The 13,598-nt window shown below is 67.5% G+C and carries 12 protein-coding genes and 1 pseudogene; 6 read left to right on the top strand and 7 right to left on the bottom strand.

The genetic code is table 11. The features are described from left to right. Positions 1 to 28 precede the first annotated feature (28 nt). From BCR55_RS04810 to thiL, 3 genes are read right to left on the bottom strand one after another with little or no spacing between them, the layout of a single operon-like run. On the bottom strand, positions 29 to 529 hold the full coding sequence (locus tag BCR55_RS04810; protein WP_006407588.1) for a CinA family protein: 501 nt from the start codon (positions 527 to 529) through the stop codon (positions 29 to 31). 30 nt (positions 530 to 559) lie between these two features. Then, entirely contained in the window at positions 560 to 1,108 is a 549-nt protein-coding gene (locus tag BCR55_RS04805; protein WP_006407587.1) for a phosphatidylglycerophosphatase A, read from the bottom strand. Continuing rightward, positions 1,098 to 2,096, bottom strand: coding sequence for a thiamine-phosphate kinase (gene thiL, locus BCR55_RS04800; protein ID WP_065494256.1), 999 nt, complete (start codon positions 2,094 to 2,096; stop codon positions 1,098 to 1,100). The genes BCR55_RS04805 and thiL overlap by 11 nt, the downstream gene beginning before the upstream one ends. Positions 2,097 to 2,232: 136 nt before the next feature. Here thiL and BCR55_RS04795 point away from each other — a divergent pair, with 136 nt between their 5' ends. The 3 genes from BCR55_RS04795 (at position 2,233) to BCR55_RS04785 (ending at position 5,961) form a co-directional block, all read left to right on the top strand. Beyond that, on the top strand, positions 2,233 to 4,575 hold the full coding sequence (locus BCR55_RS04795; protein WP_035489643.1) for an NADP-dependent malic enzyme: 2,343 nt from the start codon (positions 2,233 to 2,235) through the stop codon (positions 4,573 to 4,575). Positions 4,576 to 4,946: 371 nt separating this feature from the next. After that, positions 4,947 to 5,378, top strand: coding sequence for a ribonuclease (locus tag BCR55_RS04790; protein ID WP_006407584.1), 432 nt, complete (start codon positions 4,947 to 4,949; stop codon positions 5,376 to 5,378). Between the two features lie 16 nt (positions 5,379 to 5,394). After that, positions 5,395 to 5,961, top strand: coding sequence for a barstar family protein (locus BCR55_RS04785; protein ID WP_012214136.1), 567 nt, complete (start codon positions 5,395 to 5,397; stop codon positions 5,959 to 5,961). A 104-nt stretch (positions 5,962 to 6,065) separates the two neighbouring features. Here the strand turns inward: BCR55_RS04785 and BCR55_RS04780 are convergent, their stop codons facing one another. The 3 genes from BCR55_RS04780 to speE all read right to left on the bottom strand — a co-directional run bounded on the left by BCR55_RS04780 (position 6,066) and on the right by speE (position 8,207). Further along, a complete protein-coding gene (locus tag BCR55_RS04780; protein ID WP_065494255.1) occupies positions 6,066 to 6,833 on the bottom strand; it encodes a 16S rRNA (uracil(1498)-N(3))-methyltransferase in 768 nt (255 codons plus the stop codon). Beyond that, positions 6,830 to 7,246, bottom strand: a complete 417-nt coding sequence (locus BCR55_RS04775; RefSeq protein ID WP_006411974.1) for a glyoxalase/bleomycin resistance/extradiol dioxygenase family protein — start codon at positions 7,244 to 7,246, stop codon at positions 6,830 to 6,832. Before BCR55_RS04775 ends, BCR55_RS04780 begins: the two co-directional genes overlap by 4 nt. Before the next feature lie 103 nt (positions 7,247 to 7,349). Further along, the gene (gene speE, locus BCR55_RS04770; protein WP_006407580.1) at positions 7,350 to 8,207 is read right to left on the bottom strand and encodes a polyamine aminopropyltransferase; all 858 of its coding nucleotides are present in this window, start codon (positions 8,205 to 8,207) and stop codon (positions 7,350 to 7,352) included. A gap of 215 nt (positions 8,208 to 8,422) precedes the next feature. Here speE and tkt point away from each other — a divergent pair, with 215 nt between their 5' ends. From tkt to BCR55_RS30175, 3 genes and pseudogenes are all read left to right on the top strand, one after another. Continuing rightward, positions 8,423 to 10,495, top strand: a complete 2,073-nt coding sequence (tkt, locus tag BCR55_RS04765; protein ID WP_006400360.1) for a transketolase — start codon at positions 8,423 to 8,425, stop codon at positions 10,493 to 10,495. 93 nt (positions 10,496 to 10,588) lie between these two features. Next, entirely contained in the window at positions 10,589 to 11,599 is a 1,011-nt protein-coding gene (gap, locus tag BCR55_RS04760; protein WP_006407578.1) for a type I glyceraldehyde-3-phosphate dehydrogenase, read from the top strand. Positions 11,600 to 11,812: 213 nt separating this feature from the next. Further along, positions 11,813 to 12,175 (top strand): annotated as a pseudogene (locus tag BCR55_RS30175) (MarR family winged helix-turn-helix transcriptional regulator); the annotation flags it as partial. Between the two features lie 104 nt (positions 12,176 to 12,279). On the opposite strand, the gene BCR55_RS04755 reads toward BCR55_RS30175, so the two are convergent. After that, positions 12,280 to 13,479: an MFS transporter gene (locus BCR55_RS04755; protein ID WP_053297644.1), complete on the bottom strand. Its 1,200-nt coding sequence runs from the start codon at positions 13,477 to 13,479 to the stop codon at positions 12,280 to 12,282. Positions 13,480 to 13,598 lie beyond the last annotated feature (119 nt).

Genomic DNA, 13,598 nt, shown 5'->3' with positions numbered 1-13,598 from the left:
CGCGCAGCGGCGCACGGCCGCGCGCGCGTCAGCCTTCGCGTTCGTCGAGCAGCTTCAGCAGCCCGCGCAGCGCATGCGCGGCCGCCTGCGTGCGGATCTGCTCGCGATCGCCCTTGAATACGAGCGTTTCGACGTCGGTATGGAGCCGGTTGCTCCATGCGAACGACACGGTGCCGACCGGCTTTTTCTCGCTGCCGCCTGCGGGGCCCGCAATGCCGGTGACGGATAGCGCGACCTGCGCGCGGCTGTTGCGCAGCGCGCCTTCGGCCATCGCGCGTGCGACCGGCTCGCTGACCGCGCCGTGCTTCTCGATCAGATCGGGCGGCACGCCGATCATCTCGCTTTTGGCCTGATTCGAATACGTGACGAAGCCGCGCTCGAACCACTGGCTGCTGCCGGAGATGTCGGTGATGGCCGCGGCGATCAGGCCGCCGGTGCAGGATTCGGCGGTGGCGAGCATCAGGTGCTCGTCACGCAGCTTGTTGCCTGCGCGGATCGCAAGCTGATGGATGACGGAATCGGTAGGCATGCGCGTCTGGAAACGGAAGTCGGTAATCGGTCAGCCGACGAGCGAACGCCACAGCGCGATCACGAGCAGCGTCATGAACGCGGCGATCAGGTCGTCGACCATGATGCCGAGCCCGCCGGTCAGACGACGGTCGAAATGACGGATCGGCGGCGGCTTCACCATGTCGAAGAAGCGGAACACGACGAACGCCCACAGCTGGCCGACGAACGTCGCCGGCGTGACGAACAGCATCACGAGCCAGATCGCGACGATCTCGTCCCAGACGACGGCGCCCGGATCGGCGACGCCCATTCTGCGCGCGGTGAAGCCCGTGATCGCAATGCCCGCGACGAACGCGAGCGCGATCAGCAACCACCATTCGGGCACGGTCAGATAGCGGTTCAGCGCGACGAACGCGAGCCAGCCGAACAGCGAGCCGAACGTGCCGGGCATGAACGGCGCGAGACCGCTGCCGAAGCCGAGCGACACGATGTGCGCGGGATGCGACAGCATGAAGCGCGCGCTCGCGCGCTGCGGCGCGCGGGGCGCCGTGCCGGTGTCGGGCGCGGCTTGCGGCGCGGGCGTCGGATCAGTCTGCATGGAAATGGTCGAAGCCGTGCAACGTGAGGGCGAGAGGCGCGCCGGCGGCGTCGTGCCACGCGATCGCGGGGCGCTCCGACGGTGCGGACAACGCGCGTATTGTACCGATACGCGTGACCGCGACGCCCGCCTTGGCGCCGGCCGCCGCGACCGCCGCGCGGGCGGACGCGGGCGCGGTGAAGCAGAGCTCGTAGTCGTCGCCGCCCGCGAGCGTGCAGCGACGCTGCACGTCGGCCGGCAGCGTCGCGAGCGCGGCCGAGCGCGGCACGGCGTCGGCGTCGATGTCGGCGCACACGTTCGAGCGCGTCAGGATGTGCTGCAGATCGCCGGCGAGGCCGTCTGAAATGTCGAGCGCCGCATGGGCGACGCCGGCGAGTGCGACGCCGAGCGCGACGCGCGGCTCGGGCCGCTCGAGCGCCTCCCGGAACGCGGCCGCCGCGTCGGCGCCGGCCGCCCATTCGCCGCGCGCGACACCGAGCCCGGCGCGTGCATCGCCGAGCGTGCCCGACACCCAGACGTCGTCGCCGTCGCGCGCGGCGTCGCGGCGCAGCGCGGCGTCGGGCGCGACTTCGCCGAACACGGTCACGCACAGATTCAACGGCCCGCTCGTCGTGTCGCCGCCGATCAGCTCGCAGCCGTAGCGCTCGGCCAGCGCGAACAGCCCGTTGCTGAATGCCTCGAGCCATGCGGCATCGGCGCGCGGCAGCGCGCACGCGAGCGTGAACGCGCGCGGCTCGGCGCCCATCGCCGCCAGGTCCGACAAATTGACCGCGAGCGTCTTGTGGCCGAGCGCCTCGGGCGCGACGTCCGGGAAGAAGTGCCGGCCCTCGACGAGCATATCCGTCGAAATGGCTAGCAATTTTCCGGAACGCGGCGCGATCAGCGCGCAATCGTCGCCGATGCCGAGCGTCGACACGCGTGCGCCGCGGGTCGCGCGGCGCGCGAAGAAGCGATCGATCAGCGAAAACTCGGACAGGGCGTCTGGCACGGCGAATGGACCCGAAGCGGTTGAAGGAACGGCATTGTACGGGGCGAACGGCAGCGGTTCCTGCACCGTTCAGTACATTTTTGTCGCGGCTGTTGCACCCGAATCGACGGTCAGAGGGCGGTCGATTGGCGCTACAATGCCGTCGAACAGTCATTCTAATCCGCACGTCACCAGACACATGTCCACCCAAGCCTCCTCCAAAGCCAAGCTCCGCGAAGCCGCCCTCGACTACCACGAATTCCCGACGCCGGGCAAAGTCGCCATCGCCCCGACCAAGCAGATGATCAACCAGCGCGACCTCGCGCTCGCGTATTCGCCGGGCGTTGCGTTCGCATGCGAGGAGATCGTCGAGAATCCGCTGAATGCCGCGCGCTTCACCGCGCGCAGCAACCTGGTCGGCGTCGTGACCAACGGCACCGCGGTGCTTGGGCTCGGCAACATCGGCCCGCTCGCGTCGAAGCCGGTGATGGAAGGCAAGGCCGTGCTGTTCAAGAAGTTCGCCGGCATCGACGTGTTCGACATCGAGCTGAACGAGTCCGATCCGCACAAGCTGGTCGACGTGATCGCCGCCCTCGAACCGACGTTCGGCGGCATCAACCTCGAGGACATCAAGGCGCCCGACTGCTTCATCGTTGAGCGCGAAGCGCGCAAGCGCATGAAGATTCCGGTGTTCCACGACGACCAGCACGGCACCGCGATCGTCGTGGCCGCGGCCGTCACGAACGGGCTGAAGGTCGTCGGCAAGGACATCAAGAAGGTCAAGCTCGTCGCGTCGGGCGCCGGCGCCGCCGCACTCGCGTGTCTCGATCTGCTCGTCGACATCGGCCTGCCGATCGAGAACATCACGGTGACCGACCTCGCCGGCGTCGTCTACAAGGGCCGTACCGAGCTGATGGATCCGGACAAGGAGCGTTTCGCGCGCGAAACCGACGCGCGCACGCTCGCGGAAGTGATCGACGGCGCGGACATCTTCCTGGGCCTGTCGGCTGCCGGCGTGCTGAAGCAGGAGATGGTGAAGGGAATGGCCGAGCGCCCGCTGATTCTCGCGCTCGCGAACCCGACGCCGGAAATCCTGCCGGAAGTCGCGCTCGAAGTGCGCCCCGACGCCGTGCTCGCGACGGGCCGCACCGACTACCCGAACCAGGTCAACAACGTGCTGTGCTTCCCGTTCATCTTCCGCGGCGCGCTCGACGTCGGCGCGACGACGATCACGCGGGAAATGGAAATCGCGGCCGTCAACGCGATCGCCGAGCTCGCGCAGCAGGAGCAGAGCGACATCGTCGCGACCGCATACGGGATCCAGGATCTGTCGTTCGGGCCCGAATACCTGATTCCGAAGCCGTTCGACCCGCGCCTGATCGTGAAGATCGCGCCGGCCGTCGCGCAGGCCGCGATGGACGGCGGCGTCGCCACGCGTCCGATCGAGGACATGGAAGCGTACAAGCAGCATCTGCAGCAGTTCGTCTATCACAGCGGCACGACGATGAAGCCGATCTTCCAGATCGCGCGTGCGGCGCCGGAAGAGAAGAAACGCGTCGTGTTCGCGGAAGGCGAAGAAGAGCGCGTGTTGCGTGCCGTTCAGATCATCGTCGACGAAAAGCTCGCGAAGCCGGTCCTGATCGGCCGCCCGGCCGTGATCGAACACCGCATCCAGCGCTACGGGCTGCGTCTGACGCCGGGCACCGACTTCACGGTCGTGAACACCGAGCACGACGAGCGCTACCGCGACTTCTGGCAGACCTACTACAAAATGATGGCGCGCAAGGGCATCAGCGAACAGCTCGCGCGCGTCGAAATGCGCCGCCGCACGACGCTGATCGGCTCGATGCTCGTGAAAAAGGGCGAGGCGGACGGGATGATCTGCGGCACGATCAGCACGACGCACCGTCATCTGCACTTCATCGACCAGGTGATCGGCAAGCGGCCCGGCTGCAGCGTCTACGCGGCGATGAACGGCCTCGTGCTGCCCGGCCGCCAGATCTTCCTCGTCGATACGCACGTGAACGTCGACCCGACGCCGGAGCAACTCGCCGAGATCACGATCATGGCCGCGGAAGAAGTGCGCCGCTTCGGCATCGAGCCGAAGGTCGCACTGCTGTCGCACTCGAACTTCGGCACGAGCAACGCGCCGTCCGCGCAGAAGATGCGCGATACGCTCGCGATCCTGAAGGAACGTGCACCGGAGCTGACCGTCGACGGCGAAATGCACGGCGATGTCGCGCTCGACGCGGCGCTGCGCAAGGAAATCCTGCCGGAATCGACGCTCGAAGGCGACGCGAACCTGCTGGTGCTGCCGAACATCGACGCAGCGAACATCGCATACAACCTGCTGAAGACGGCAGCCGGCAACAACATCGCGATCGGCCCGATCCTGCTCGGCGCCGCGCAGCCGGTGCACGTGCTGACCGAATCCGCGACCGTGCGCCGGATCGTGAACATGGCGGCGCTGCTCGTCGCCGATGTGAACGCCGCGCGCTGAGCGCACACGCGCGGTGCCGGCAGACCGGTGCCGCGCGGCAGGCGAAAACGTCAACAATCGAAAAAAAGGCGTGCCCGCAACGGGCACGCCGCCGGGCATCGTGCAAGCGCACATCCCGCAGTCAACATCAGCATCTCCCTACCCTCGACGGTGAGCGCGGCAAGGAGGCAGGACTCGCCGCGCGAGAGATGCCGCGCTTATTTTATCCTATGAAAGATAAAAATGACGAATATTCGGTAAAAAATACGCGATTCGACAGGAAGGCGCGCTTTCGATTCCCAAACGAACATTGATTCGGGCGGACAATAGCGCTACGCTAACGCCTTTGCTGGTCGTTCAACTATTTGATTTAACAGCGGGAACCCCGGTTCATGGCACGCAAGTGGCTCCGCAACGGCGCGCTCGCGTCCGTCTTCGCGATGTTCGCGATGGGTATCGTCGGCACGCCGACGGGCAGTCTGGTTTCCGCCGCCTACGCACGGCAGACCGTTTCGGCCGATGTGGCCGCCGGCGGGTTCGATACGATCCCGACCGCCCGTCTGCCGCGCGAGGCCGTGACCACGCTCGGCCTGATCGCTGCGGGCGGTCCCTATCCGTACGATAAAGACGGCATCGTGTTCGGCAACCGTGAGCGGATCCTGCCGAAGGCGAAGCGCGGCTACTACCACGAGTACACGGTGCCGACGCCGCGCGCGCGCAATCGCGGCGCGCGCCGGATCGTCTGCGGCGGGCCATTGCGGCGGATCGACAACTGTTATTACACGGACGACCACTACAACAGTTTTAAACGTATTGTTGAATGACTTCGGGATGAACGGCATGAGCGACTCCATCTACGCGCACGATACGGCGGCGGCGGAACTGTTCGCGGCCGGCGACGGCAATCTGTTTCAGCGCGTCATGCAACTGCGCGCGACGGCACAGGCCGGCGCCGCGCCGGTCCAACAGGAATCTGCCGATCCGGGGCTTTCATCGAACGAGGAGCCTATGAGCCTTTTCACGACCGTGCGACCCAATCTCGTGCAGTCGATCCGCGCATTTCGCGTTCAGGATCTCGCCGACGAAGCCGCCCGGCTCGGCCAGCATTTCCTCTATGCGTATTGCGGCGCCGCGCAGTCGAAGCAGGAAGTGATGGAGACGATCGCGACGTCGTTCCTGTTCCCGAAGCACTTCGGCAAGAATTACGACGCGCTGTACGACTGCCTGACCGACCTCGTCGCCAAGGCCGGTGCGCAGCCGGGCTTCGTGATCGTGCTCGAAGGGCTGCCGATCGCACAGAAATTCGACAAGGAAGGGCGCGAAACGCTGCTCGACGTCTTCCGCGAGGCCGCCGAGTTCTGGGCCGAGCGCAAGGTCGCGTTCCGCGTGTTCTATTCGTTCGCATAAGCGGCGAACCACCCGCTATCTGCCGGTATCCGCCGGCATCTGCAGAAAAGCCCGCGTCAGCGGGCTTTTTCGCATCCGGCGCTCGCGTGCGGCGGGGCGCTGCGTTACCAGCCGCCCCAGCGCGCGGCGAGGGCGGCCAGGACGGCCGCGCCGGCCGTCTCGGTGCGCAGCACGCGCGGGCCGAGCGACAGCGCCGTGAAGCCGCGTGCCCGCGCGGCCGCTTCCTCCTCCGGCGAGAGGCCGCCTTCGGGCCCGATCAACAGCGTGACCGGCGCCGCGGGCGGCGCGTCGGGCAGCGACGCGAACGGGATGCTCGCACGCGGCGACAGCAGCAGCCGCAGCTCGCCGTTGACGGGCGCCGGCGCCAGGCCGTCGAGCCATGCGGCGAATGCGCGCACCGCAGCGACGTCGGGCACGCGGTTGCGGCCGCACTGTTCGCACGACGCGCGCACGACACCGCGCCAGTGCGCGACGCGCTTTTCCGCGCGCTCGCCGGACAGCTTCACGACGCCGCGGGCCGTCGACAGCGGCACGACGGCCGCGACACCGAGCTCGACTGCCTTCTCGATCACCCAGTCCATCTTGTCGCCGCCCGCGATGCCCTGCGCGAGCGTCACGCGGTACGGCGGCTCGGCTTCGGCGGGATCGAAGGCGTCGATTTGCGCGAGCGCACCGCGCTTGTCGATCTCGACGAGCCGCGCGCGATACTGGCCGCCCGTGCCGTCGAACAGCGCGAGCGGATCGCCGGGCTGCAGCCGCAGCACCTGCGCGTGGCGCGCGACGTCGGCGGGCAGCGCGAGCGTCGCGTCCGCGCGCAACGCGGTGTCGACGAAAAAGCGCGGCACGGCCGCGGTCGTGCTGGCTTCGCTCATGCTTCGAGCCGGCGCGCGAGCGCCCAGCGGTAGCCGTCGAGATCCTCGATCTGCGCGAACCGGTCGCCCCAGAACTGGTCCTGCGGCGCGGTCAGCGACTTCGCGCCCGCGTCGAGCGCGCGCTGCCACGTCGCATCGACGTCGTCGACGTACAGATAGAACGACTGCGGCGCGATCGCGTTCGCGCTTTTCGGCGTGCGCGCGGTCGAGCCGAACGCGCCTTCGGGCGCGAACATCACGATCAGCTGGCCGCGATAGACCATCTCGACGTGCATGATCGCGCCGTCCTCGTCGAGCACGTCGCGCAGCGCGAAGCCGAATGCGGCCGTGAAGAAATCGATCGACGCGCGCGCATTGCGCACGGTCAGGTAAGGCGTCAACCAAGGCACGTCGGCCGGACGTGGATCGGTCATCAAGCAGTCTCCTGTCGTTCGGGGGAGGCGGCGCGAGCGTGCACCGGTTCGCTGCGCGCGTTGGCGCATCGCGCGAAGCGGCGCGCGCGTGCGAAGCGTACGCTCAGCGGCGAGCGCCCAGTGTATCGCGCAGCGCGCGCGGCAGCGCAAAAAGGGCCGCATGCAGCCGCGCATCGTAGTAGCGCAGGCCTTCGATGCGGCGCGCGGCGAGCCGTTCGTCGATGTCGTGCGCGAACAGCGCGGCCGCGTCGAGCGTGTCGCTCGCAATCGCCATCAGCCATTGCGAGCCGTACAGCGGCACGTGCGCGGAGAGCGGATCGACGACCGCGAAGCTCGCACGCAGATCCTCGAGCAGCGCGGCGATCCGCGCGGCATGGAACAGCGGCGAGCCGAGATGCATCGACACCGCGCCGCGCGGCGTCAGGATGCGCTTGAGCCGTGCGTAGAACGCGCGCGTATAGAGGCCGGCGGCCGGCGAATCGGGCGGCGTCAGATCGAACACGACGAGATCGAAATGCTCGACCGTCGATTCGACGAAATGGGCGGCATCGCCGATCACCAGTTCGACGCGCGGGTCGTCCAGCGCGCCCTGATGGACGTCGTCGAGATAGCGGCGCGCCATGCCGACGACTTCGTCGTCGAGCTCGGCGACGACGATCCGTTCGATGCATGCATGCTTGAGCAGCTGGCGCGCGGCGCCGCCGTCGCCGCCGCCGAGCACGAGCGCCTTTTTCGGCGCCGGGTGCGCGAGCGCGGCCGGATGCGTCATGCACTCGTGGTAGACGTACTCGTCGCCGACGGACGTCATCGGCCGCCCGTCGAGCGTGAACAGCCGGCCGAGCTGCGCGGTTTCCCAGACTTCGATCTGCTGGTGCGCGGACGCGACGCGCGCAAGGCGGCGCGCATTCGGAAAGCCGTAGGTGGCGTCGGGTGTCGGATGAAAGAGGAGGGTCGTGCTCACGGGCGGGCCGCGCGAGGCGGGCAGTTCCAACGCCTGAATTATAGGAGGCGCGCGCTTTCGCGGAAAACCGTGCCGGAACAAGCCGATGCGCCGGGGAAATCCCGGCCCATCTGTTAAAATGACGAGCTTTGCAGCCCCGTCCGTAGGCTCCGTCCGCTTCGCGTCCGTCAGGCGCCGCACCGCGCGCCGGGAACGGTCGATGCGCGAGCTTCCGGATGCCGCCGTGCTCCCGTTTTCTCGACTCGTTCTCCGGACTCGACATGACGACTTCGTCTCCCGCCTCCACTACCCTGATGGCCAACGCGATCCGTGCGCTCGCGATGGACGCCGTCCAGCAAGCGAACTCCGGTCACCCGGGCATGCCGATGGGCATGGCCGAAATCGGCGTGGCGCTCTGGTCGCGCCACCTGAAGCACAACCCGACGAACCCGCACTGGGCGGATCGCGACCGTTTCGTGCTGTCGAACGGTCACGGCTCGATGCTGCTGTACTCGCTGCTGCACCTGACCGGCTACGACCTGCCGATCGAAGAGCTGAAGAACTTCCGCCAGCTGCACTCGAAGACGCCGGGCCACCCCGAATACGGCATCACGCCGGGCGTCGAGACGACCACCGGCCCGCTCGGCCAGGGTCTCGCGAACGCGGTCGGCATGGCGCTCGGCGAAGCGCTGATGGCCGACGAGTTCAACCGTCCGGACGCGAAGATCGTCGATCACTACACGTACGTGTTCCTCGGCGACGGCTGCCTGATGGAAGGCATCTCGCACGAGGCCTGCTCGCTCGCCGGCACGCTGAAGCTGAACAAGCTGATCGCGCTGTACGACGACAACGGCATCTCGATCGACGGCGACGTCGTCAACTGGTTCCACGACGACACGCCGAAGCGCTTCGAAGCGTACGGCTGGAACGTGATCGCGAACGTGAACGGCCATGACGTCGATGCCGTCGACGCGGCCATCGCGAAGGCGAAGCAGTCGGACAAGCCGACGCTGATCTGTTGCAAGACGGTGATCGGCAAGGGCGCGGCGACGAAGGCGGGCGGCCACGACGTGCACGGCGCGGCGCTCGGCGCGGAAGAAATCGCGAAGACGCGCGAAGCGCTCGGCTGGAAGTGGGAGCCGTTCGTGATTCCGCAGGAAGTCTATGCGGCATGGGACGCGAAGGAAGCCGGCAAGCGTGCCGAAGCGGCGTGGAACGACGCGTTCGCGCAGTATCGCGCGAAGTATCCGCAGGAAGCGGCCGAATTCGAGCGCCGCATGGCAAACCAGCTGCCGGCCGACTGGGCCGAGAAGGCGAAGGCGATCGTCGCGGGCGCGAACGAGCGCGCCGAGACGGTGGCGACGCGCAAGGCATCGCAGCAGGCGATCGAAGGGCTGGCCGCGGTGCTGCCGGAACTGCTCGGCGGCTCGGCCGACCTGACCGGTTCGAACCTGACGAACTGGAAGGCCTCGAAGGCCGTGCGCGCGAATCCGGAAGGCGCGGGCGTGCTGCTCGGCAACCACATCAACTACGGCGTGCGCGAGTTCGGCATGAGCGCCGCGATCAACGGCCTCGCGCTGCACGGCGGCCACAAGCCGTTCGGCGGCACGTTCCTGACGTTCTCCGACTACAGCCGCAACGCGCTGCGCGTGGCTGCGCTGATGAAGGTGCCGTCGATCTTCGTGTTCACGCACGACTCGATCGGCCTCGGCGAAGACGGCCCGACGCACCAGTCGGTCGAGCACGTGTCGAGCCTGCGCCTGATTCCGCACCTCGACGTGTGGCGTCCGGCCGATACGGTCGAAACCGCCGTCGCATGGACGCACGCGGTCGCGGCCCATCGTCCGTCGGCGCTGATCTTCAGCCGCCAGAACCTTGCGTTCAATCCGCGCACCGACGCGCAGATCGCGAACATCGAGAAGGGCGGCTACGTGCTGAAGGACTGGGACGAGGAAGTCGTCGCGCGCAAGATCATCCTGATCGCGACGGGCTCCGAGGTCGAACTCGCGATGAAGGCCGTCGAGCCGCTCGCGCAGCAAGGGATCGCCGCGCGCGTCGTGTCGATGCCGGCGACCACCGTGTTCGACCGCCAGGATGCCGAATACAAGGAACGCGTGCTGCCGCACGGCGTGCGTCGCGTCGCGATCGAAGCGGGCGTGACCGATTTCTGGCGCAAGTACGTCGGCCTCGAAGGCGGCGTCGTCGGGATCGACACGTTCGGCGAATCGGCACCGGCCGGCGTGCTGTTCAAGTATTTCGGCTTCACCGTCGACCACGTCGTCGACACCGTGAAGGCCGTGCTCGCCTGAGCAATCAAAACATTCGCGACGCGCGCCGCCCCTCGCGCGCGTCGCACGTGAAGCTGCACGAAACGAATTTTTTCAGCCATCAGGAGATAGACCATGACGATTCGCGTCGCAATCAACGGCTACGGCCGCATCGGCCGCAACACGCTGCGCGCGTTTTATGAAAACGGCAAGAAGCACGATCTCGAGATCGTCGCGATCAACGACCTCGGCGATGCGAAGACGAACGCGCACCTGACGCAGTACGACACCGCGCACGGCAAGTTCCCGGGCGAAGTGTCGGTCGACGGCGACTACCTCGTCGTGAACGGCGACAAGATCCGCGTGCTCGCGAATCGCAATCCGGCCGAACTGCCGTGGGGCGAGCTCGGCGTCGACGTCGTGATGGAGTGCACGGGCTTCTTCACGTCGAAGGAAAAGGCGAGCGCGCACCTGAAGGGCGGCGCGAAGAAGGTGATCATCTCGGCGCCGGGCGGCAAGGACGTCGACGCGACGATCGTCTACGGCGTGAACCACAACGTGCTCAAGGCCGAGCACACGGTGATCTCGAACGCATCGTGCACGACGAACTGCCTCGCGCCGCTCGTCAAGCCGCTGAACGACAAGATCGGCCTCGAAACCGGCCTGATGACGACGATCCACGCCTACACGAACGACCAGGTGCTGACCGACGTCTATCACGAAGACCTGCGCCGCGCGCGTTCGGCCACGCACAGCCAGATCCCGACCAAGACGGGTGCGGCGTCGGCGGTCGGCCTCGTGCTGCCGGAACTGAACGGCAAGCTCGACGGCTACGCGATCCGCGTCCCGACGATCAACGTATCGATCGTCGATCTGTCGTTCATCGCGAAGCGCGACACGACGGTCGAGGAAGTGAACGCGATCATGAAGGAAGCATCGGAAGGCGCACTGAAGGGCATCCTCGGCTACAACGACGCGCCGCTGGTGTCGGTCGACTTCAACCACAACCCGGCTTCGTCGACGTTCGACGCGACGCTGACGAAGGTGTCGGGCCGCCTCGTGAAGGTGTCGAGCTGGTACGACAACGAGTGGGGTTTCTCGAACCGCATGCTCGATACGGCAGTCGCGTTCGCGAACGCGAAGTAAGTATCGCGTCGCGCGCCGCCGTTATGCGGCGGCGCGTGCGCCATGCAAGCCCGGTCCGGTTTTCCGGCCGGGCTTTTTTGTTCGGTGTGGATTTCGGTAGGGCGTGTCGGGGAATGTGTCCAACGTTCGATGCGGCCGCTACGGAAATGTCGCTGGAGGCGAGTGATGCAATTCGCACGCGAACTAACTCCGTCGGCTGATATCTGCTCGTCAATGAAGCATCGTCTCGTCTATCTATTGAATGTCGGACAGCGCCGGCTGCAACGGTGGTCGCAAATGCGTGCGGCCGCGGGCGGCGTCACTGCAGCCCAGGCAGGGCTGCTGTTTTTTCCGGGCGAGCACAACGGCGCGCTCATGAGCGAGGCCGGTGCCGCGCTGGATCTCGGCGCGCCGGGAATGAGCGGTCTTGCCGACCTGACCGAAAAGGCGGGATTGATCGAGCGTCGCGCGGACGAGACGGCCGGCCGCGCTTCGCGCCTGTGGCTGACGGAGGCCGGACGTGCCGCGCGCCAGCGATCGAAGCGTCGCACGAAGGACTTGAACGCCAAACTGACCGCCCCGTTGACCGATTTCGAGAAACGGGAAGTGCCGCTTCGGGCGGCAAGCGACGCCCGCCGAAACGCGCGAAGCGCTTTCCCCCAACCCGGACCCACCCACCACACGCCCCGCACCCGATCACATCACTGCGCGACCTCGCGCGCGCCGACGCGCTGCGACGCGAGCCACACCGCAACCAGCACGCCGCCAAGCACGCCGCCTGCCGCGCACACGCCGCGCCACCCGTCGAGGCCATACGCGACGCTCGCCGCGAACGACCCGAGCGCGCCGCCGACGAAATAGCTCGTCAGGTAGATCGTCGTCACGCGGCTGCGCGCGTCGCCGGCGAGTGCGTAGATCACGCTCTGATTCGAGATGTGCATGCCCTGGACGCCGACGTCGAGCAACAGAATGCCGGCGATCAGCGCGGCGAGCGAATGCGCACCGGCGGCGATCGGCGCGAACGAGGCGAGCACGGCGGCTGCGAAGAGTCCCGTTGCCGCGTTGCCGTGACCGCGATCGACGAGCCGGCCGGCCGAGGTCGCCGCGAGCGCGCCCACCGCGCCGACGATGCCGAACAGGCCGATCCGGCCTTCGCTGTAGCCGTAGGGCGGCTGGCTGAGCAGGAACGTGAGGCCCGTCCACAGCAGGCTGAAGCACGCGAACACGAGCGCGCCGTATGCCGAGCGCAGCGCGATCAGCGGTTGCGCGCGCACGAGCGCGGCAAGCGATTTCATCAGCGCCGGATAGTCGAGTCGTGCGTCGCGGCGATCCTTCGGCAGCTTCACGGCCAGCACGACCGTCAGCGCCAGCACCATCACCGCGGCGATCGCGTAGACCGCGCGCCAGCCGAACCAGTCGGCGATCGCGCCCGCGGCGACGCGCGCAAGCAGGATGCCGAGCAGCAGCCCGCTCATCACGGTGCCGACGGCGCGGCCGCGCGTGCGCGCATCGGCGAGCGACGCGGCGAACGGCACGAGCAGCTGCGTCGAGCAGGTGACGAAACCGAGCGCGACGTTCGCGGCGACGAACATCGCAAACTGCGTACTCAACGCGACGCCGACCAGCGCAACGACGTTCAGCGCGAGTAGCCGCACGATCAGCGTGTGGCGGTTCAGCGCGTCGCCGAGCGGCACGATCAGCAGCAGGCTCGCCGCGTAGCCGATCTGCGTCAGCGTGACGAGATAGCCGAGCTCGGCCGGTGCGCGGCCGAAACTGTGCGCGATCGCGGCGAGCAGCGGCTGCGCGTAGTAGATGTTGCCGATGACGATGCCGCACGCGCAGGCGAACAGCAGCGTCATGCCGCGTGTCAGCGGCGGATGGGAATCGGAAGACGGTTTCATGGTCGCAAAAAAAGCGGCGGCCGGCGGCGCTGGCCGTCGGCGGCGCGGGTCAAGGGAACGGCGGAGCCGCTTGCGGCGCAACCGATGCGGCGGCCGGCCACGGAGACCGCAGACCTCGC

Source organism: Burkholderia sp. CCA53 (assembly GCF_001685525.1).
GTDB lineage: Bacteria > Pseudomonadota > Gammaproteobacteria > Burkholderiales > Burkholderiaceae > Burkholderia > Burkholderia multivorans.
Note: the sequence above shows the minus strand (reverse complement) of the source record. Positions and strands in the feature narration are given on the sequence as shown.